At 36.6% G+C, this 22,079-nt stretch carries 19 protein-coding genes; 15 read left to right on the forward strand and 4 right to left on the reverse strand.

The window, feature by feature from the left end:
- The first annotated feature begins 72 nt into the window (after positions 1-72).
- From pilM to KKC91_00805, 14 genes are all read left to right on the forward strand, one after another.
- Entirely contained in the window at positions 73-1,656 is a 1,584-nt protein-coding gene (gene pilM, locus KKC91_00740; GenBank protein ID MBU0477085.1) for a type IV pilus assembly protein PilM, read from the forward strand.
- Between the two features lie 4 nt (positions 1,657-1,660).
- Positions 1,661-2,380 carry a type 4a pilus biogenesis protein PilO gene (locus KKC91_00745; GenBank protein MBU0477086.1) on the forward strand — a complete coding sequence of 240 codons (720 nt, stop codon included), beginning with the start codon at positions 1,661-1,663 and terminating at the stop codon, positions 2,378-2,380.
- 69 nt (positions 2,381-2,449) lie between these two features.
- The gene (locus tag KKC91_00750; GenBank protein ID MBU0477087.1) at positions 2,450-3,019 is read left to right on the forward strand and encodes a hypothetical protein; all 570 of its coding nucleotides are present in this window, start codon (positions 2,450-2,452) and stop codon (positions 3,017-3,019) included.
- Between the two features lie 18 nt (positions 3,020-3,037).
- Complete coding sequence (locus tag KKC91_00755; GenBank protein ID MBU0477088.1) at positions 3,038-6,124, forward strand: hypothetical protein; 3,087 nt, start codon at positions 3,038-3,040, stop codon at positions 6,122-6,124.
- Positions 6,125-6,299: 175 nt separating this feature from the next.
- Complete coding sequence (locus KKC91_00760; protein MBU0477089.1) at positions 6,300-7,163, forward strand: hypothetical protein; 864 nt, start codon at positions 6,300-6,302, stop codon at positions 7,161-7,163.
- Between the two features lie 26 nt (positions 7,164-7,189).
- Positions 7,190-7,780, forward strand: coding sequence for a dephospho-CoA kinase (gene coaE, locus KKC91_00765; protein ID MBU0477090.1), 591 nt, complete (start codon positions 7,190-7,192; stop codon positions 7,778-7,780).
- Complete coding sequence (rho, locus tag KKC91_00770; protein ID MBU0477091.1) at positions 7,771-9,045, forward strand: transcription termination factor Rho; 1,275 nt, start codon at positions 7,771-7,773, stop codon at positions 9,043-9,045. The genes coaE and rho overlap by 10 nt, the downstream gene beginning before the upstream one ends.
- A gap of 250 nt (positions 9,046-9,295) precedes the next feature.
- Positions 9,296-10,951, forward strand: coding sequence for a hypothetical protein (locus KKC91_00775; protein MBU0477092.1), 1,656 nt, complete (start codon positions 9,296-9,298; stop codon positions 10,949-10,951).
- A gap of 117 nt (positions 10,952-11,068) precedes the next feature.
- Positions 11,069-12,271: a transcription termination factor NusA gene (gene nusA, locus KKC91_00780; GenBank protein ID MBU0477093.1), complete on the forward strand. Its 1,203-nt coding sequence runs from the start codon at positions 11,069-11,071 to the stop codon at positions 12,269-12,271.
- 12 nt (positions 12,272-12,283) lie between these two features.
- On the forward strand, positions 12,284-14,230 hold the full coding sequence (gene infB, locus KKC91_00785) for a translation initiation factor IF-2 (protein ID MBU0477094.1): 1,947 nt from the start codon (positions 12,284-12,286) through the stop codon (positions 14,228-14,230).
- Positions 14,231-14,251: 21 nt separating this feature from the next.
- Positions 14,252-14,593 carry a 30S ribosome-binding factor RbfA gene (rbfA, locus tag KKC91_00790; protein MBU0477095.1) on the forward strand — a complete coding sequence of 114 codons (342 nt, stop codon included), beginning with the start codon at positions 14,252-14,254 and terminating at the stop codon, positions 14,591-14,593.
- The gene (locus KKC91_00795) at positions 14,571-15,554 is read left to right on the forward strand and encodes a bifunctional oligoribonuclease/PAP phosphatase NrnA (protein MBU0477096.1); all 984 of its coding nucleotides are present in this window, start codon (positions 14,571-14,573) and stop codon (positions 15,552-15,554) included. Before rbfA ends, KKC91_00795 begins: the two co-directional genes overlap by 23 nt.
- 4 nt (positions 15,555-15,558) lie before the next feature.
- The gene (gene lpxK / locus KKC91_00800) at positions 15,559-16,716 is read left to right on the forward strand and encodes a tetraacyldisaccharide 4'-kinase (GenBank protein MBU0477097.1); all 1,158 of its coding nucleotides are present in this window, start codon (positions 15,559-15,561) and stop codon (positions 16,714-16,716) included.
- Entirely contained in the window at positions 16,706-17,842 is a 1,137-nt protein-coding gene (locus KKC91_00805) for a glycosyltransferase (protein MBU0477098.1), read from the forward strand. The genes lpxK and KKC91_00805 overlap by 11 nt, the downstream gene beginning before the upstream one ends.
- Here KKC91_00805 and KKC91_00810 read toward each other — a convergent pair.
- From KKC91_00810 to kdsB, 4 genes are all read right to left on the reverse strand, one after another.
- Positions 17,827-18,390 carry a hypothetical protein gene (locus tag KKC91_00810; protein MBU0477099.1) on the reverse strand — a complete coding sequence of 188 codons (564 nt, stop codon included), beginning with the start codon at positions 18,388-18,390 and terminating at the stop codon, positions 17,827-17,829. The genes KKC91_00805 and KKC91_00810 overlap by 16 nt on opposite strands.
- 19 nt (positions 18,391-18,409) lie before the next feature.
- Positions 18,410-18,988, reverse strand: coding sequence for an RNA polymerase sigma factor (locus KKC91_00815; protein ID MBU0477100.1), 579 nt, complete (start codon positions 18,986-18,988; stop codon positions 18,410-18,412).
- 11 nt (positions 18,989-18,999) lie between these two features.
- On the reverse strand, positions 19,000-19,521 hold the full coding sequence (locus KKC91_00820; protein MBU0477101.1) for a hypothetical protein: 522 nt from the start codon (positions 19,519-19,521) through the stop codon (positions 19,000-19,002).
- 144 nt (positions 19,522-19,665) lie between these two features.
- Positions 19,666-20,445, reverse strand: a complete 780-nt coding sequence (gene kdsB / locus KKC91_00825; GenBank protein MBU0477102.1) for a 3-deoxy-manno-octulosonate cytidylyltransferase — start codon at positions 20,443-20,445, stop codon at positions 19,666-19,668.
- A 150-nt stretch (positions 20,446-20,595) separates the two neighbouring features.
- On the opposite strand from kdsB, the gene KKC91_00830 reads away from it, so the two are divergent.
- On the forward strand, positions 20,596-21,891 hold the full coding sequence (locus KKC91_00830; GenBank protein ID MBU0477103.1) for a transposase: 1,296 nt from the start codon (positions 20,596-20,598) through the stop codon (positions 21,889-21,891).
- Positions 21,892-22,079: the final 188 nt, after the last annotated feature.

Raw genomic sequence — 22,079 nt, forward strand, 5'->3', positions numbered from 1 at the left:
CGGTCGGTCGCTTGTTGTTCTTGACAATATGAGATGACAATGATAAACTCCTGCTAAAAATATGGATACTGTATGCTTAAGACTAAAAGTGGAATAGGGCTCGATATTGGAAGTAATTCCGTTAAGATTGTAGAGCTTGTAAAAGCTTCTCAAGGAATAGAGCTTAAGAATGCAAACATTGTTAGTATAAAGACAAAGGATGGAAGGCCAAAAGAGGAAAATATACTCTCAGCACTTACAGAGGCAATCGCTCCTTTCGAAAAACTTTCAAAATCTCAGCTAGTAGTATCTATGCCCGGACGTTCTGTTATTGTCAGACATTTTAAAGTTCCATCCGTAGGAGCAAGTAGGATAAGGCAGATCATAAAGTATGAAGCTCAACAACAAGTTCCCTTCCCATTAGAAGAGGTTATTTGGGACTATCAGATTTTAGAAGATGATGATAAAGCAGCCCAAGAAATAAATATTGCTTTAGTTGCTGTAAAATCAGGGCTGATTAATGATCTTCTAGCCAGAATTTCCGGACTAGGAATTGCAGCGGATCTAGTTGAAGCTACTTCATTTGCAGTATTCAATTGTGCTAAATTTAATGATGTGTTAGATAACGGACCGATTGTGCTAATAGATATAGGAGCAACATCAGCGGATATTAGTGTTACAAAGGGGAAGCAATTAGTTTTTGCTAGATCAATACATATTGCAGGAAATGACATTACTAAAGCAATTCAAAAGGAGCAGAGCATAGGGTTTGAAGATGCCGAAAAGGTCAAGTTTAAAAAAGAAGACCTTAATGCGACTGTGTCTGTTTTAGAAACCTTGAGTAGTGAGATACATCGGTCAATTAGTTTTTATATGTCTCAGATGGATAGAAAATCGGAATTTAGGAAAGTTGTTTTAACTGGACAGACTTTTAATTTAAAAGAGATTGCAGCGTTTCTATCTAATAATCTCAAAATGGAAGTAGTCGGACTAAATCCTTTTTCAAATATTCTGATTAGTAGTAAGAGAGTACTTGATATTGTTGATCAAAACCCCAATGCTTGGAGCGTTGCTATTGGATCTGCGTTAACAGCACTTGGTGAATCTGATACAAAAGCAAATCTTCTTCCTCCAGAACTAATTACAGAGAAGAAACTTAAGAAGAAAAAAGTACCATTAATTATGTCAGCGGTTTTGCTAATATTAATCTTTATAACCGTGCATATATTTACACTCCAGAGTTATACGATTAAGGACTCCAAGCTTCAGAGGATAGATGATATATTGAAGAAATACGACTTTTTTATCCCGAGAATAAATGAGTTAAAGGAGGAGAGAACAAAGATAAAACAAAGATTAAATGTTTCTAAGTCTGTAATTTTAAAAAGAGATTTATGGACTAGAACACTAATGGAAATAAGCAGACTTATCTCTTCTAACATTGTTATTTCACAATTTTCTTCTACTGCGAAAAAGGGAAGCAATGCTCTGTCAGTAGTCGGAGTAGCCGGCTCATACCCTGCTATAGATGATTTTATTTCTCGATTGAAATTTTCGCCATATTTTGAAGATGTTAAATTGATCAATTACAAAGAGACTAAGGTTAAGGATGGGGCTGAGACGGGTGAACTAATTAAAGTCCAATTCGAATTAAATCTTGTGTTAAAGAAGGAATAAAAGATTGAGACGTGTTTCTGAAAAGTATGTACTGATAGGAATAGGTGTAATTACACTGGTTATTCTTGGTGTGTTGTATTTTACATTAGCTGGGCCTATACGAAAAAAGGAGCATATTGTGGAGCGTCAATATACTTCCAAATCTTCCAAGCTGAGGGAGTATTTGTCTGGAAGCGAAGGACCTCCGTCTAAAAGGATTATCGAGGTATTGGAGGAGGGGAATAAGAGGTTAGAAAAAGAATATGAATTGGTAAAGAAACGGCTGACTTTTGAACAAAGCAATCAGATACCAACATCGGGAAACCCTGTGCTTTTTTTCCAGCAGAGACTGTTAACTGTAAGAGGAGAGATGCTTAAGCTCTCCAATAAATCAGGTGTAGAGATTCCTCCATCATTGGGATTCTCAGATGCAATGCCTGATGGGAAACAGGTTCCTGCTTTATTAAGGCAGCTTAAAGTTGTACAGGATATTCTTAAACTGGGTATCAACAGCAACTTACTCTCGATTAGTAGCTTAGCATTTGATGAGATTTCCGATAAATCTTATTTTGAAGAAATTCCTATAAAGCTTACTGTGACTGGCAATCTCATGGTGACTGCTCAGTTTTTATATAACGTGCAAAATGCTTCTGAATTGTATGTTATAGAGAAAATCTCTATAACTTCAAATGAAGCAAATATACTTTCGCTTGAATTGTTGATAAATACAATTGTTTGGATTTAAACCCACGATTTTTAAACCCACGATTTAAATCGTGGGTTTAGAGATGTTGGAAAGATGTGGAGGAAAGAAGTGACAGCGCTATTAATTCGAGTTTTAGCTATTCTCAAGGACAATTTTGAAAGAGTGATTTTTTGGCTTATTCTGGCTGTTTTTCTCTTTATTTCTGTCAGGCTGGGCATGCAGTGGGGTCATAATAAAGAAATAGGCATATCTTTGGAGGCTGAATTTGGGTTGGAACAAAGATATAATCCAGCCGTCTTGAATAAGGATATTCCAAAAGAGGAAGCTTTAGATGCTTCTGCCGGGCTTTTTACCAAAAAGCCTATTCTATACTATCGTGATTTTTATAAACGTAACGCCTTTTCTCCTGTGCCGGGGCTTAAGATTAAAGAAGAGCCAGTAATAGAAAAGAAAATGGAAAAGAAAATAAAACCGGCAGTAGAGTATGAGTATATCGGTGTTATTGATATTGGAGGACGATTGGTTGCAACGATAAGGAATAAAAGCACAGGAGAAGGATTTTATGTGGAGAAAGGTGAACTTGTTGAAAATCTTAAAGTTCTTGACATAACAAAAACTTACATGCTACTATTCGACGAAAATAAGAAGAAGGACATAAAAATAGAAATTGGGAAGTAGTTTATCTTTGGGGGTTTAATGATGAAAAAATGTAGTTTAAGCGTAGTTTTGCTGGCTTTTTCTTTCCTAACTGTTCACTTTACGTGTCCAGAAGCATTTAATTTTTTCCCTCAGATTTCCTCAGCATTTTCCAGTCAAGTCGCTTATGCTGATACAGCTTTGTCAGAAAGTGATCAGGGGAAAGCAAATGAATATTATAAATTAGCCGGGCAGTATTATAAGCGAGGAGACTACGAAAGAGCAATTATCGAGTGTCAGAAAGTGCTCGAGATTGACCAGTATAACGCAGGTGCTCACCGTCTTCTTAAGAAGGCGCAAGTTTGTATGCAAAAGAAAAGGGATAAAGAACTAGAGGAACAGCGTGAGAAAGAGGAGCTGGCGAGAAAACAAGCTGAGAAGCTAAAACAGAAAAAGCTGGACGAATTGTTTGGTGTTGCAAAGAGTCTGTATTCAGACGAGAGATATGATGAGGCAATAGCGCAATGCAATGAAATTCTCAAAATTGACTCAGATAGCAGGTCTGCGCATAAACTAATTACAAAATCAGAAGAGAGAACTCAAATTGCCAGAGAAAGGGAATTAGCTAACAAGGGAAAACTTGCTGAGCAGGCGCGCTTAGAAGCGCAGAAGCAGGCAGAAAAAGAGAGCAAGTTAAAGGAAGAAGCGCTAGAAGAACAGCGTAGAAATGAAGCGAGGATAGAGAAAGAAGCGCAGGAGCAGGCAAAGCTTAAGGAAAAGGAAGAGGTAAAGAAATTAGCAAGGATGCAAAAAGCAGAAGCAAAAGCACAAATTGCCAAAGAAAAGGAGTTAGCTGAGAAGGAAAAGCGTGCCGAAAAAGCGCGTTTAGATGAGCAAAGGCAGGCAGAGAAAGAGAACAAGTTAAAGGAAGAAGCAGAGGAATTAGCAAGACAAAAAGAGGCAGAAGAAAAATCAGCAGCCGAGACATCAAAACTTGCAAAACAAAAAGCAGAGGAGGATACAGAGAAAGAGGCGGATTTAATAGCGCTTCAAAAAAAGAAGATAGAAGAGCGCAGGCAGATTGAAAGGGATGAATTAGAGAGTAAGATAGAAACACGTTACAGGAATGGCAAAAAATTATACCGTAATGACGAATATTCTGATGCAATTAAAGAATTCAATGCTGTTTTGAGTCTTGATTCTGCGCATGAAGGGGCAAAGGAATACTTGAAAGCCTCAGAGGAGTCGCTTAAAGAGCAGAATGAAAGGGAATCTGCTCAGCAGGCAAAGACTGCAAAAAAGCAGATAGAGAGAAAAGAGGTCTTAAAAAAGAGGGATATACAGGATAGGATTACGGATGCCAAGATAAAGGCAGACGCAGGAGAGTATGATGAAGCAATTAAAATACTTGAAGAGATTCTCTCTGATGTTTTAGATGAAAATATTCGCAGAAGTGTAGAGCTTCTAATATCAAAGGCCAGGACAGAGAAGACTGTTAAGGAAGAGAAGATTGCTGAAAAGCGACTTCGGACTATTTCTGACGAGCGGATGTTAGAGGTCACTAAAGCGCAGTTGCCACCGGCTGAGGCGAGAAGGATAAAAGAATTAGAACGCAAGAAAGAAAGGGCAGGAGCAGCTATAGAATTAAAAGATAAGGCAAGCAGCATTAAGGTCCCGCTTGTAAAGTATACAGGTACGGATTTAAGAGATGTAGTACTATTCTTAATAAAGCAGACTGGCATCAATATTGTTGTTGACGAAGCAATATTTTCTGGCGAAGCGTCTGCTCAGGCGGCTCCTGCAGCAGAACAGGCTGAGGGCTGGGCAGGAGAGACAGCAGCAGTTGCTCAGCAGCCAACAGGTCCTGTAAATACAAAGGTAACATGTTTTCTGCAGGATATGACTCTCTTAAGCGTGCTTGAAGCAATACTAAGGCCTAAGGGATTGGATTATAAATTTACAAAGGAGTATATATGGGTCTCTACCAGAGACAGGATTCTAACTCAGCCTCTTGAAGATTTGGAAACAAGAGTCTACACCTTGGAGTACGGGGCCTCAATGAATATAGTGCGTTTAGAAGATTCAGGTTTTAAGACTACGGCTGAGGATCAGGCAACTGGATTGGGAACAGCAGGGGAAGAGACTGGCGGAGAGGCTGGTGCAGTAAGCGGCGAAAGCATAAAAGCGCTTTTAGAAGCACTAGTTCCTCAGCCAACAGGCGCTAGCATCACTGTACAGAGCGAACTCAATAAGCTGTTTGTTAAGAACACTCCTGAGAATCTGGATAAAACAGAGAAGATATTAGCTGAGCTCAGAACGCCCGTTCAGGTCTCCATAGAGGCAAGATATGTTTATGTAAGATTGGTGGAAGGGGAGGAAATAGGTGTTGGATTTTCAGATATTTCAAGAACATGGAATGAAGACGCAGAAGGGCAGCACACACAGACTCATACTGTAACAGGAGATCTTCTTTCTGGTATTACAGGTCTTTCAACTGCTGGATTCTCTTTACAAAACGTAGCTGTTTTAAATAGATTACAGTTCACAGCTTATCTAAGAGCGGTCCAGTCCAGAGTAGATACCAATACTCTTTCAGCTCCAAAGCTGACAGTGCTTAATAATAAGCCTGGAATCGTCAAGTTTATTACTACAATAAGTTATGTAGATACTGTAACAAGCAGTAGTACAACTACGGATGGAGTAACTACTACGAGTTATGATTATACATTCACGGATAAGGATGTTGGTATGATACTAAATGTTACGCCGCAGGTGAATGAAGCCACAAATTGTGTTACATTATTTCTGCAGCCTGTGGTTAGCAATGTTGACAGTTGGACAAATTATACAATTTCGACAGTAGGAACAACAGCTTATACTCTTGCTAGACCTAATTTTTACAGCAAGGACATAGAGACATATGTAACTGTTCATGACGGCGATACAGTGGTTCTTGGCGGTTTTATGGAAGATACAAAGGGGAAAACTGTGTATAAAGTGCCTTTTCTTTCGGATATTCCTCTACTGGGTAAATTGTTTCAGTACAAATCCGGGTCTGGTGATAAGCAAAAACTATTGATATTTGTAACAGTGAATATATTAGATGCCAGCGGAAATGCGCGGATTGCCTCACAAGACACACTATAAAGAAAATTCTTAATTTTTAATTTCTAATTTTCAATCAATTATTAGTTCTTTAATTCTTAATTGTAACCATAATAAAGATAGATATCTGAAAAACACATGTCATTGCGAAGGACAAAGTCCTGAAGCAATCTCGTTTTAGATTTATGCAACGGAGTTCACTGAATATTTACTAGCAATGAGTCAAAAAAAATCGTTATATCTTATAGATGGTAATTCATACGCTTACAGGGCTTTTTACGCTATAAAGGAACTAAAGACGAAGGAAGGGCTTCCGACAAACGCTGTGTATGGATTCACTGTAAGTCTTACAAAAATATTGCGCATTAAGAAACCGGATTATATTGGAGTAGTTTTTGATCTGCCGGAGCCTACTTTCAGGCACAAGGAATTTGCTTCTTATAAAGCGAATCGTCCTAAAATGCCGGATGATCTAATTATCCAGTTTCCAATACTTAAAGAGGTAATACGTGCTTTTAATATTCCTATCTTTGAGCTGGGAGGATATGAGGCAGATGATATTCTTGCCACACTTGCCAAAGAGGGAGAGAAGAATGAATTTGATGTGTTTATTATGAGTCCCGATAAAGACCTTCTGCAGATTGTAACTGACAATATCAGGATTATACGCTCTGTTAAAGAAGGAGCTGTTTTTGATAAGAACAAGGTTCGCGAAAAATATGGTGTTGAGCCTGAAAAGCTTGTTGATATTGCAGCTCTTGGAGGGGACAGCTCTGATAATATTCCTGGAGTTATGGGGATTGGAGAAAAAACAGCAACAAAACTGGTTAAACAGTTCGGTGACCTAGAAGGGGTTTTGGAAAATATAGACAAAATACCAAGTGAAAAGATTAGGAAAAATTTGAGCCAGTTCTCTCATCAAGCAGAATTAAGTAAAAGATTGGTTTGCCTTAGGGCAGATGTTCCTATCAAAATATGCTGGGAGGATTGTGGTTCGAAAGTTTTTAGGGAAGATTTTGACAGGAGTAAAGTTAACAGGCTTTTTGCAGAGTTGGGGTTTAATAAACTGATTTTGACGTAAAAAAAGCAGTATTAAGTGATAAAGAAATGATAATTGGGCTAACGGGGGGAATTGCTTCGGGGAAAGATACAGTAGCTGTAATGTTTGCTGATCTTGGCGCAGAGATAATAGATGCAGACAAAATTGCAAATAATTTAATAAAGGCTAGGATTAATAGGAATAATGTTCCTGCAAGAATAGTTGGCTTCTTTGGCAAGGATATTCTTAATAACTCTGGAATGATTGATAAAAAAAGGTTAGCAGATATTGTTTTTAAAGATAGAAAGAAGCTTGAGAGTCTTAATCGCATAATGCACCCGGAAATTATTAAGATTATAAAAGAACAAATAACTTCACAGATTGCTTCTGTAATTATTGTTAATGCGCCTCTTATTGTAGAAGCAGAAGCTGTCTCGCTTGTTGATAAGTTAGTAGTAGTTTCTGTAAGTATGGAGAATCAGATAGCAAGATTGAGAGCAAGATCATCTTTAACCAAGGAAGAAGCTTGCCGAAGAATAAATGCGCAGTTGCCAATAAAAAAAAAGGAAAAAATTGCCAATTTTGTAATTGACAATAATGATGGATTAGAAAAAACAGAAAAACAAGTCAAAAAAATATGGAAGGAGTTATGCACATGAATAAACGTTTAAATGTTATAGAACTTAAAAAGATGAGTGTTGAAAAAGTTCAGAAAATAGCCGAAGAACTTAAAATTAAAGATTATACTAGTTTGCCTGAACAGGAACTGGTTTTAAAGGTTACTAGAGAACATGCAAAAATGGGTGGGCACATTCACGGAGAAGGGGTTCTTGAGGTATTAAATGAAGGATTTGGGTTCTTGAGGTCATCAGACTACAATTATCTTCCATGTCCTGATGATATTTATATCTCTCCATCGCAAATACGCCGTTTTAGCCTTCATACAGGCGATTTGATATTAGGAGAGATCAGACCGCCAAAGGAAGGCGAAAAATATTTTGCTTTACTTAAGATAGAAAAAGTAAATTCTGACGACCCGGAGATTGCAAGAAAAAAGATTAAATTTGATCGTCTTACCCCGATTTTCCCGCAGCCGAGAATTGTACTTGAGACAGAACCTGATGAAATATCTATGCGGGTCATGGATATTCTAGTTCCTATAGGAAAAGGGCAAAGAGGATTAATAGTATCTCCTCCAAGAGCAGGGAAGACTGTGCTTCTCAAAAAAATAGCCAACAGTATATCAAAGAATCATCCGGAAGTGGTTTTAATAGTATTGTTAATAGATGAACGACCTGAGGAGGTTACAGACATGCAGCGTTCTGTTAATGGGGAGGTAATAAGTTCAACCTTTGACGAACCCCCAGAGCGTCATGTGCAAGTGGCTGAAATGGTGATTGAAAAAGCAAAAAGATTAGTTGAGTGCAAAAAAGATGTAGTTATATTGCTTGACAGTATTACAAGACTTGCCAGAGCATATAATGTGCTGGTGCCGCATAGCGGAAAAATTCTCTCAGGAGGCGTGGATTCTAATGCTCTTCATAAACCAAAGCGATTTTTTGCAGCTGCTAGACGCATAGAAGAAGGAGGAAGCCTTTCAATAATAGCAACAGCGCTGATTGATACAGGCAGCAGGATGGATGATGTGATTTTTGAGGAATTTAAAGCAACGGGAAATATGGAAATTCATCTGGATCGGCGGCTTGTGGATAAAAGAGTTTTTCCTGCTATTGATATGGAACGTTCAGGAACAAGGAAGGAAGATCTCTTAATAGATCAAAAAGACTTAAACAAGATTTGGCTATTACGCAAGGTGTTGATTTCAATGGGTGTAACAGAAAGAATAGAATTCTTAATTGAGAAATTGAAGAAGACCAAAACAAATAGAAAGTTTATGGAAACCATGAATCAGGTGGAGGTATAAATTAAAAATTAAAAATTCAAAATTAAAAATTATCCTTGCCCTACTTCTCATATATCTAATCTCTGTATTTATAAGATTCCAGATACTCGACCACAGAGCAGAGGCTTATGGTTTTCTCCCTTTTTCTAACGAATCCGCTCCTCATTTTATCTATACCAAAATCATTGTTGAGACAGGTAACCTGCCCGTTATAGACAATAAAATTCAATATCCAGAAAACATTAATATTCGAAAGAAAGTTTTTGTTTTTATGGAATATTTCTATGGGTATCTGTATAGAATTTCAACATTTCTGGGCAAATTTCAACTAACTAGTTTTATAAGACACATTATTCCTTTACTTTTTTCATTGAGTATAATTGCGGTTTTTATATTGGCATATAATGTCTCTAAAAATCGGGTTGCAGCTTTAATTTCCTCAGCATATTATGGTGTGATGCTTCCTTCTGTGCTGGAAACTACAGGAGAAATTTTCCTGAAACAGACTTTTACTTTACCGCTTATATTCCTTAATTTAAGTTTACTGTTTTTTATTTCAAATCAGTATAGATACAAAACAAGGCTGATTTTATCAATTCTGGCTGGACTATTGCTTTATATTGCTGTTATATCATGGGATCTTACCCAACTCTATTTGGGGATTTTATTTGGGTCAGTAGCGTTTTTAATTATATACAGTAAGAGCAGCTCAAATTATTTAGAATTTGTTTTTATAGGTCTTTTATTTATGATGTTTGCAGGTTTTACCAACCTTAGGCTTAGAGAGATAGGATTTCTCTACAGTCATGGGATGCTTTTTGGATATTCTATAACTGCAATTGCTGTAGTGATGAAATTGAAGAGATTAAACAAATTAAAAATATTATTATTACTTCTTAGTGTATTTGCTTCTTTAGAGGTTATTAATTCTCTTGTGCCAAAAAATCAGTTTAGCACGTACTCTCATATAACGTCTCTATTTCTCTACAAACTCAGGTTCTTAGGAGTAAAACCAGATAATCCAGCTCTTTTGCCTTTTGATATAAACTTCATGTGGTTACCTGCTGATGTTACGCCTTCGCTTATAGAGATAGTAACTTTTTTTAGCTCAACTCTTTTTATTGGAATTACAGCTTTTATTTTGTTTTTCAAAGTATGCAGGAGGCGAAACTCTCTAAAAGAAGACATTCTTCTGGTATCTTTAACTTTTTTATTTCTGATTTTCTATCTTCTTTTTGCAAGAATGAGTGTATTTCTAATCTTCTTCCTATGTTGTTCTATCTCCCTTATATATAAATACATACCCCAATTCAAAATTAAAAATTCAAAATTAAAAATTCAAGTGCTGGTTACAGCTTTACTTCTAATGTTCCTGCCTTTTGAATATATAAAGACAGCCCATATTTGCAAAAAACTTGGATTTATTGAACATCCTTCGTCCATAATGGATGTATGTAAATGGCTTAAAGAGAACACTCCTGAAAATAGTCCTATTGCAACAAACTTTTCAGTAGCAGGATTTATAAGGTTGTATGCAGACAGACCTGTATTAATTCATGCAAAAGTAGAGTCGGATGATATAAGAAATAAAATAAAAAATTATATGTACTCAATGTTTTCAAGAGATGAAACTGAATTGTGGAGATTCTGTCAGGATAGGGACGCAAATTATCTTGTTTATACAATGGGGACTTATATTACTAGAGGAGTGTATTCATGGAGGTATATAACGGGCAATTTAAGATTTGATGAAGCAACAACTGCTTTTAAACTTGAATTCAAACCTGAAGAACTGAAAAAGTTCGAATTAAAGTATAAGAATAGGTATTATAAAGTTTATAAGATATTCTCAAGAGAGGAGATTGAAGAGGAGGGCAAAATAAGAAAAGCTATTGAAGCATTTAAAAAGGCGAGGATGCCTCGCTGAAAACAAATTTCTTGCAAGGTCTTCTAAATTGTGATATAAAATCCCGAGAAATAACCCGGCAAATAGAAAAGAGTGGGTGATACGTTTCCCGCTCTTTGTTATTAATAGAGGATTATCATGAATAAAGAAATTTTTGGAATTATAACAGCGCTTTGTAAAGAGAAAAATATAAAAGAAGATATTCTTGTAGAGGCTGTCGAGACGGCTTTATTATCAGCTGCGCAAAAAAAATTGGGAGACTCTATAGACCTTAAGGTGTCTATTGGTGGAGATAGGAAAGAGATTTGTGTTTTTTTGAGAAAAAAAGTTGTACGTAGTGTAGTAGATCCACATAAGGAAATTGGCATTAAAGAGGCAAAAAAGATAGATGAAAGCTTAAAAGTCGGCAGCATATATGTCGAGGAGATAACACCTCATGATTTTGGTAGAATAGCCGCCCAGACCGCAAAGCAGGTAATAATGCAAAAGATAAGAGATGTAGAAAATGACAATCTGTATGAAAAGTTTAGAGAGAGACAGGGCACTTTAATTAATGGAGTTGTGTATAGATTTGACTATGGAGATGTGATAATTGACCTCGGCGATGCTGAAGCTCGGATGCCGTATAGGGAGCGTTTGCAGAATGAGAGATACAGACAGGGTGATAGAATACGGGCATATATTTTAGAGGTAACAGATACCGGTAGCAAAGTTAAGATAATTGTTTCCAGAACGCATCCAGATTTTGTGAGACGATTGCTTGAGTTAGAAGTTCCTGAAATTGCTCAAAGTATAGTTGAAATAAAAGCTATTGCAAGAGAAGCAGGAGATAGAACGAAAATAGCTGTTTGCAGCAACAAAGAAAATGTTGATTGTGTCGGAGCGTGTGTCGGGATAAAAGGGACCAGGATAAAGGCAGTTATTGAGGAACTTGCTGGTGAGAGGATTGATGTTATTGAATGGGATAAAGATCTTAAAACCTTTATTAGAAAAGCATTAGCCCCAGCTGAAATAAAAAGTGTGAAATTGGATGCGGAAAATAAAGCAGCAACTGTACTAGTTGAACAGGATCAACTTGCTATTGCAATTGGCAAAAAAGGGCAGAATGTGAAGTTAACGTCACGGTTAGTTGATTGCAGGATTGATATCGTTGCTGATGAAAAGAAAGATGAAAGAGAAAAAATTGACATACCGGGCATTGGTAATGGAATAATAGGCATTTTAGAAACTCATGGATATGATACAATGAACAAGATTAGTAAGATATCAGTAAAGGATTTACTTAAATTGCCTGGTATTGGAATAAAAACAGCTGCAAAGATAAAAATGCTTAAAACTTAGGCTTATGAAAAAATGAAAGTACACAAATTAGCGAAAAAAGTTGGTCTGCCAAGTAAAGAGGTCATAAAAGAGCTGAAAAAGTTAGGGGTTAGTGTAAAAACCCATATGAGTGATATAGAGGATGACGCATGTAACCTTTTTGTTGAGATGTTAAGAGAAGAAGGGAAGCTCAAAGAACAGAAAACTGTAAAGAAAGAGAAATCTTCGTTGGATTACTCGTCGGATGGTCTTTCAATACCTTCGGGTATCACTGTTGGACAGCTCGCAACAATGATTAATGTAAATGCAACTGCACTAATTAAGAAGTTAATCGAAAGAGGCATTTTTGCTAATGTTAATCAGATGCTCAATCCTGAACTTGCTGTTGAAGTTGCTATAGAGTTAGGTTACGATCCCAATCTAATTAGAGTTGATGATGAAAAAGATATTATTGTCAGGGCAAAAACAAAAACTAAGGGATCCCTCTCAAGAGCTCCTATTGTAACAGTAATGGGTCATGTGGACCACGGGAAAACATGTCTCTTAGATGCTATTAGACATGCAGATGTTGCTGGTAGTGAAAAAGGAAGCATTACACAGCATATAGGGGCATACAAAGTAAATGTTAACAAAAGAGATGTCGTTTTTATTGACACTCCTGGGCACGAAGCATTCACCTCTATGAGAGCTAGAGGTGCACACGTTACAGATATAGTGGTATTAGTTGTGGCAGCAGATGATGGTATTATGCCGCAAACAATAGAGGCTATTAATCATGCAAAGGCGGCTAATGTGCCAGTTGTAGTAGCAATTAATAAGATTGATAAGCCGGATGCAGATGTAGAGCGAGTGAAACAGCAATTGTCAGAGCAAGACTTGACCCCTGAAGAATGGGGAGGGAAAACTGTATGCGTAGAAGTGTCAGCTATTAAGAAGCAGGGATTGGATAATTTATTGGAAATGCTGCTCCTGGAGGCTGATATGCTGGAGCTGACTGTAGACACCTCTTCTCCGGCAAAGGGCACAGTCATAGAATCTAGAATAGATAAAGGCAAAGGGCATGTAGCTACAGTTATTATACAAGAGGGAACTTTACGAATGGGAGATGCTTTTATTTCCGGGATATGTTGTGGTAAGGTGCGAGCTTTAATAAATGATGAAGGCAAAAGAGTGTATGAAGCAGGTCCGTCTACTCCCGTAGAAATACTTGGTTTTTCAGAAGCTCCAGAAATAGGTGAAGGGTTTTTAGCAGTAGAGTCTGAAAAAGTTGCCAAAGAAATAAGTTTGAGGTTAGAAGCTGGAAAGCATGGTAAAAGAGGTAATACTACTGATTTTAGTGGTTTGGTTCTAGACATTAAAGATAGCGGGATAAAAGTAGTTTCTCTTATAGTTAAAGGAGATGTTAGAGGATCCATTGAGCCATTATGTAACTCATTAGAGGTTCTGAGCCTAAAAAAAGTCAAGGTAAATGTTATTCATAGCGGAATCGGAAATATTAACGAATCGGATGTTTTACTGGCATCTTCTTCTGGCGCAATAATACTGGGTTTTGGCGTTCATGCAGAATCAGGAGCGTTAGATATTGCAGAAAAAAATGATGTATCTATAAGATATTATAGCATTATATATGAAGCTATTGATAATATTAAAAAACTGGTTGAAGGGTTGATTGAGCCTGAATATAAAAAAGTTTTAATAGGAAAAGCAGAGGTGCGTCAGATTTTTAAGATTTCAAAAACTACGTTAATTTGTGGGTCGTATGTTTTAGAAGGGAAGATCAGGAGAGATTGCGTAGCTACTTTAACAAGAGAAGGCAAACCTGTTTATCAAGGCAAAATATCTTCTTTGCGTAGATTCAAGAATGATGCAAAAGAAGTTAAAGCAGAGCTTGAATGTGGAATTGGGCTAGACAACTGCAAAGATGTTCAAGAAGGGGATATCATAGAAGCGCATGTCATGGAAAAGGAAAAGCTGAAATAATATAGAATTGGCTGAATTATTGTGTCAAAACGACGAACAGATCAAATAAATCAATCCTTAAAAAGAGAAATCAGCAGGATATTGCTTATAGATATGAATGATATAGCTGTAAAACTTGTTACAATCAATAGGGTTGAAGTAAGTTCTGATCTACACTATGCTAAGGTTTATCTAATTCCTTTTGGGGAAGATAAAAATAGAGTTATGAGACATATCCGGCAAGCTAGTGGATTTATCAGAACTCGTATTGCCAATAGTATGAATCTAAGGATTACTCCTGAGCTACACTTTATATATGATAAGGCTTTTGAAGACGGAATGCGTGTTCTAAAGAAGATAGATGAAATTTCTAAGCAAAAATGAGAAGATTATAAACAGGATTATCAGTCAAATAGACTGCCACAAAAAATTTCTTATTACCACTCATGTCTATCCTGACGGAGATGCAATTGGTTCCCAAATAGCTTTATATCTGCTTTTAAAGAGAATAGGAAAAGACGTTGAGCTAATTAATTCATTTCCCTTGCCAGCAAGATATAAGTTTCTTCCAAACAGCAGGTTAATTAAGCATAATGTAACCCTGCCGTATAGTGAAATAGCGTTCGTATTAGATGTTGGGAGCAAAGGCAGGCTGGGGAATATGAGAGACCATATAAATAATATAAAAACAGTAATAAATATAGATCATCATCTGAGTAATGATTGTTTTGGCATTATAAACTGGATAGATTCTCATATGAGTTCAGTTGGTGAACAAATTTTCCATCTTTATAAGTATATGAAATTAGAGATAAGGAAACCTGAGGCGGTTTGCCTATATACAGCTATTGTAACTGATACAGGGTCCTTTCAGTATTCTAATGCCAGCGCTGAGACGCATTTGGCAGTTTCTGAACTTCAAAAAACAGGCATTGACCATACTGAGATATGTAATCAAATATATCAGAACATTCCTGTAAGTAAACTTAAATTATTACAGCTTGCGTTGGAGACATTGAGTTTTGCGGCTAAAGGAAAGATAGGTTATATGTTTGTTACATCTGATATGTATGCAAAGGCATGTGCAAGAGAAGAGGACAGTGAGGAAATAGTTGAGTATGCGCGCAATGCGGAGGGAGTTGAGGTAGGTATTCTCTTCAAACAACATTCTCAGGAAAGTATAAAGATAAGCTTTCGCTCAAAAGGGAAAGTCAATGTTAATAAAATTGCATCGAAATTCGGAGGAGGCGGACACCACAATGCATCTGCATGCACAATTAGCGGAAAATTGAGCAGTGTATTAAAAAATGTTTTAAGAACTACAGTGTTAGAATTGAGAGTTTAATACTATGGACGACAGATCACAGACGACAGACCACGGTAAAAGACTATGGTCTATGGTCTATGGTCCATGGTCTGGTAGATATTGGCACGATTTTTTTTACAGAAATATAGTGTCTGATAATAGGAGGCATAGATTATTAAAACTGTGCCTTTTCTTTATTTCATTCTTAGTGACTATTAGCCAGAGTATACTGCTTTTTATGTATTCCATGAATCTTCTAAAGAAAAGGAAACTTTCTTCAAAAGTTATAAGTATCGGAGCTATAACATTGGGTGGAGCTGGTAAAACTCCTGTTGTAGAACTTCTAGTGAAAACGCTTATTAAAAAAGGGAAAAAAGTTGCAATATTGAGCAGAGGATACAGAAGAGTCGTAGAGAGTGATATAAAACTTGTTTCTAATGGCAAAGAGATTTTGTGTAATGTAGAAGAAGCAGGAGATGAGCCATATCTCCTAGCAAAAAACCTGAAAGACGCAGTCGTTTTTGCTGGTAAGAATAGATATGAAACGGGAAAAATCGCAGAAGAAAAGTTCAATGTAGATACAGTAGTTTTAGATGACGGCTTCCAACATTGGCGTTTACATAGAGACATAAATATAGTAGTTATAAATGCTTCCAGCCCTTTTGGTAATGGGTATGTTTTCCCAAGAGGGAATTTGCGTGAGCCATATAAGTGCTTAAAAAGAGCCGATTGCTTTATAATAACAAAGACTGATATGATTAAGGACGTAGGGATAATTAAGAAAAGGCTTCTTGATGTTAACAGTTCAGCACAAGTCATAACCACTATTCATAAGCCTGTATGTTTAAAGAATATTGCTGGAGAAGAACAGCTGGATATTGAATGTATAAAAGGGGAAAAGGTAATAGCGCTTTCAAGTCTTGGAGATCCAGTATCTTTTGAGAACACATTGGAACATGTTGGAGCCGAAATAGTAGCAAAGATTGGGTATCCTGATCATCATTGGTACTCAAAAGATGATATAGATAATATACAGGCAAGGCAAAAAGCGCTTAAGGCAAAATTTATCATTACTACACAAAAAGACGCTGTAAGGTTGCAAAGGTTGAATATTAGGAATCCTGAAATACTTGTTCTCAGAATTGAAGTAGAGATTATTTCAGGAAGCGATAGATTGGAGAAGTTGATTAATGCAATATAAACCTAAACTTTTAAGAATAATAACATGGCTGCCAGTCGGAGGAATAGAGAAAAGGCTGGTTAGAGTACTTTCTTTATTAAGGGATAAATATGATATAACGGTCTGCTGTATTCGAGATAAACAGGGAGCTTATGAGAATGATCTGGGAGATCTTGGAATAAGAGTGTGCAAGATACATATGAAGAGTAGATTGGATCCTGTGGGATTGTACAGGCTATACAAATTTATGAAGAATGAGAAATTTGACATAGTTCATACTCATATGTATCGGTCAAACACACCTGGCCGTATCGCTGCAAAATTTGCAGGCATACCAGCGATTATTGCCAATCTTCACAATATAGACACATGGAAAACAAGAAAACACTTTCTGATTGATAGGATGCTTTCAAGGTATACAGACAAGATAATAGCTGTTTCAGATGCCGTAAGAGAGTTTAACATTAAAAATTCAGGAATTGATCCAGATAAGTTTGTAACAATATATAATGGCATAGATATTGAAGAGTTTAATAAAGACTTTGGCTATCAGGTTAAGAAAGAGGAGCTTGGCATCGAGAAAGATGAGCTGTTAGTTGGGATTTTTGCACGTCTTTATCCACAAAAAGGGCATAAGTATTTTTTAGAAGCTGCGTCTAAAATCAATGGGATTATTGATAATGTAAAATTCATGATTGTTGGAGAAGGTCCGTTAGAATCCGAGCTCAAGGAACAGGCAATGCAGCTGGGGATAAGAGGAAGGGTAATCTTTACAGGACTTAGGCATGATATCCCTGACCTGCTTCATATCATAGATGTTTCTGTGCTTTCCTCTTTCGTAGAGGGGTTTTCAAATATTATATTGGAATCAATGGCAGCAGGCAAGCCTGTTGTAGCAACAGATGTTGGTGGGAATAGGGAAGCAGTAATTGATACAGAAACGGGTTTTATTGTTCCTCAGGCAAACAGTGATAAACTGGCAAATGCCATTATAAAAATTTTAAATAATAAGCAATTAAGAATTGATATGGGGAAAAAAGCCAGAGAATGTGTAGCCAAATTCAGCATTCAAGAAATGGCCTGCCAAACAGACATGCTTTATAAAACCTGTTTGTCAAATAAACGAAAGACCTATACTGGAAAATAGCCTGTTTTGTTTGAGGATTGTCTTATCAGTGTTTCTGAATCTGTTGTTTGTTCCCAGAATTCTATGTCCTTTACAAGTGATTCAACAGGTTTATTGTCGTCCCAAATAAATGCTACATTCACTCCCAACTCTTCAAGGATTGTATATTCGCTAAGCATTTGCTCAGTACTGAGTTGTTTTTTATTGACAAAGATGCCTGTTGTTATAAGAGCAATTACTAAAACAAACATAGCTCCAGCCAGCTTTAATTGCAAAGAAATTTCTGTATTAAATGCTGTGTTAGGAATATGAATAGGTGCAACTTTCTCCTGTTGTGTCTTATCCCATTTCTCCATTAGATCTTCTTTGTACTCTTCCCAGAAATCCTCAGGGAGTTTTTTAATCTCTTTATTGGAAAGTATCCTTATCAGGTTCTGGGTATCCTCATATTTTCTTTGGCATTTTGAACAGATCGATAGATGTTTTCTAATTTTATCAGCCTTTTTTTCAGATAGTTCTTTGTAACAGTATTCCAAAAGATTTTTTCTCATCATCCAGCATCTAAACATATATAACACCTCCTCTTTTTCATAAAAACATTCTTAATTCTTCCTGTAGTTTTCTGCAAGCTCTGTGAAGATGGCTTTTTACAGTGCCTTCAGTGCAGCCTAAGGTCTGAGCTATATTTTTTATTAATAAACCATTGAAGTTTTTTAATATAAACACGGTTTTCTGTTTCAAAGGCAATTTGGATATTGCATTATTCAGTTTTTCATTTAGTTCCGATTCTGATGCTTTATCTCTGGGGTTATTATCCATGCTTTTTGGCATGAAGAGAGTTTCAATATTCCTTTCTGGGGCATCTTCATCATCTTTATGCCAGAACATAAATTTAAAACGCAATTTTTGCCTGTAATAATCATTACATAAATTTATGACAATTCTGTGAAGCCAGGTGTTAAAAGATGATTTTCCATTAAATGTTCCCAACGAGCGAAATACTCGCAAAAAAGCTTCCTGAGAGATGTCTTTTGCGTCTTCGCTATTTCCGGTAAGGGCATATGCAACACTATAGGTTTTTTCCATATATTTCTCTATCAGTTGGGCAAAGGCAGACTCTTTGCCTGCCTTTGCTTCTTTTATTGTTTGGCTATCTTCACAGACCATGTAATCAAAGTTTACTTATTTTCAGATTCTTCTTCCAGCTTTTCAATATTTTTCTCTATATTGTTTTTCAGCTGTTTTAATTTGTCTATTTCCTTATTAAAAGCTTCAGGATCTGTATTTTTTAATTCTTTTAGTCTTTTCATTCTTGCGTCTTGAAATTTCTTCTGAAGCTGCGTAAATTTTTCAGGATCGTGCTCTTTGAGATATCCAAGCTTTTCCCTAAGATTTGATCCTCGTTTTTTCATTATCTGTTGAAATTTTTCAGGATTTTCTTCTCTCAGTCTTTTGAGTTGATCAATTTCTCTTTCTTCGGTCATAGAAACTCCGCGCTTCTCAAAAGTGCCCCTATCGTGTCTTTTTGCTTGTGGCATACGGGATTTTCTTTTAAAAAGATGTTTTTTTATTTGCTCTGCTCTTACGGCATTGGGTTTTGTGATTTTGGCAAGCTCCCTATAAATAAAGATACTCTGAAGATTCAGCCCAGCCAGTAAGATAAAACCTATTGTTATTAGAATAATATACTTTTTTGCCATGATAACTTCCCTCCATTTTGAATACTTAATTTACATTTTTTTAATTTTAGGGCTCCTACTTCTTCATTCCTCCTTTACGCCCTGAGATTTTCTATTTATTATGTTAGACGAGAAAAAAGAGAAAAAGTTTACATTAGAAATTTTTCAGGAAAGAATTTCCCGGATCTTTCTTAAATCTGCCGGAATATCAATACTCATTGAGTCGAATTCTGTTTCTGCCATTTTTATTCTATAGCCATGTTCAAGAACTCTAAGCTGTTCAAGCTTTTCAATTTTTTCAAGATAGGTTTGAGGCATTTTTGCATACTTTAATAAGAAATGTTTTCTGTAGGCGTATATTCCTAAGTGTTTATAGAATATATCTGTCGTACCAAGAATTAGTTTAGTGTTTAGATTCTTCCATTTATCCCTTGAAAAGGGAATAGGGGAGCGGGAAAAGTATAATGCAAAATTATCTTTATCCACAACCACTTTAACTACATCAGGACTCATTAATTCATTAATGTCAGATATTTTTGTCATTAAACTCGCCATAACGACATGTGAATCACAGGATATTATTTTTGCAAGTTTTTCAATAGCTTGTGGATCTATTAAAGGTTCATCTCCCTGCACATTGATGATAATGTCTTCTTCTCTGATATCGGGCATTTTCTTGATTATCCATGCAATTCTGTCAGTACCTGATTTACAGCTTTTTGGAGACATCTCAGCATTAGCTCCAAATTTTTGTGCTGCTCTTAGTATCCGTCTATCGTCTGTAGCTATGATTACTTGCTGAATAAGTTTGACATTGAATACTCTTTCATAGACATGCTGTATCATGGGCTTTCCGCAAATATCCTTGAGTACTTTTCCCGGAAGTCTGGTAGAGGCATATCTTGCAGGAATAACAGCAATTATTTTAGGCTTATGACTCTTCATAACAGTATATGCTATCATTATGCGCTGGTTTTGGCAAGGAGGAAAATCGTTGATTTTTGAAACGAACAGGAAAGATTATTTTTTTCTTGATAGCATAGGAAATTATATCAATCTATCTAATTTCAAATTATGCTATGATTGGTAGTAGCTATGTTGAATGACAGTCCTATCTACTACAAAAACAGGCTCATCCAGATATTTCGAGATCATTGGGAAGGGTTCAAAGAGTTTCATCCTGAGCATGTAGATGAAGATATTGAGGTTAATGTTCAAAAGATGCTGGGTTGTGGACTGTTCAAGAACGGCTATGCTGAATACCGTTGTAGCTGCGGTTATATCAAGAGAGTTCCTTTTAGTTGCAAATCAAGGTTTTGTCTGCGATGTTCCAAGGTATATACTGATAACTGGGTAGTCAGGATGAAGCAGACTATATTTGCCAAGATTGAGCATCGTCATATTATCCTTACCGTTCCAGGAAGTCTGTGGAAGTATTTCCACGATGGTCAAATACTTAAGCTTTTAGCTGACTCTGGAGCAAAACTGGTTCAAGAGGTTTGCTGTATATGCTCAAGAGGCAAGAAAATAGAGTTGGGCACTATCTTAATTACTCAGACTGCAGGGCGGAGGTCTACATGGAATCCACACCTGCATCTTCTGGTTACAGAGGGAGGTCTGGATAAAGATAATCACTGGAAAAAGTTTTATTACTTTGACTACAAAATATTACGCAAGAAGTGGATGTATATTCTCTTAAGTGCGTTAAAGAAGGCTTTAAGCAAGGATCTAGAGGCAATGAGGTTGATTGAAGAAGTATTTGAGCAGAGAAGCGAAACAGGGCTTATTGCCCGAGCTAAGAAAGAAAAAGTAAGAAAAACGGACATCATCGGATACTTGATCAAATACGTTGCATCGCCTCCCATAGCGTTATACAGAATAGCTGGTTATGATGGTGAATACGTGAGGTATTGGTATAGAGAGCATCCTACAGACAGGCAGGTTTTTGCCAAGGTTAATGCATATGAATTTATTGCAATGCTAATACAGCATATTCCTCCTAAGGGTTTAAAGCTTATCCGTCACTATGGTCTATATGCTCGTTGTAAGGTTAAAAAGGTAAGAGAAATAGTTGATAAAATATTTAGATTTACAAAAGCTATTTCCAATGAATTCATTTCTTTTTTAGGTACATCGTCTTTATCTGGAGACTATAGAAGCAGACTTCGGAAGAGTTTTGGCATAGACCCATTTAGATGTCCTAAGTGTGGAGGGGAGCTTATTCTTTATGAGGTGTGGCATCCTAAATACGGAAGAGTTTATGATATCTTTAGAGATGGGAAATGGGTAGAGGAGGAGAGAAAGGATGTGGTGGAAGAAGAGCCTAAAGAACAAAGGCCAATCAGACAGAACAATCAATTATTCTTGTTCCAAATGCAAGCATCAAATTAAAGTTCCAAGAGAATACATTGACCAGTTTAAACCTGGTGGTAAAGAATATCATGATGATGGTCAAAGCTATTTGCATTGTCCCAATTGCGGCGAGATGATAGAGATAAAGTGATTATTCTTGTGGAAAACCGTAACGGTTCCCCGCTTGTGAAAGCTTCCTGAGCAAAGCGAAGGATTTTTCTTGACAA

It is taken from the genome of bacterium (assembly GCA_018812485.1).
In the GTDB taxonomy this organism is placed as follows: domain Bacteria; phylum JAHJDO01; class JAHJDO01; order JAHJDO01; family JAHJDO01; genus JAHJDO01.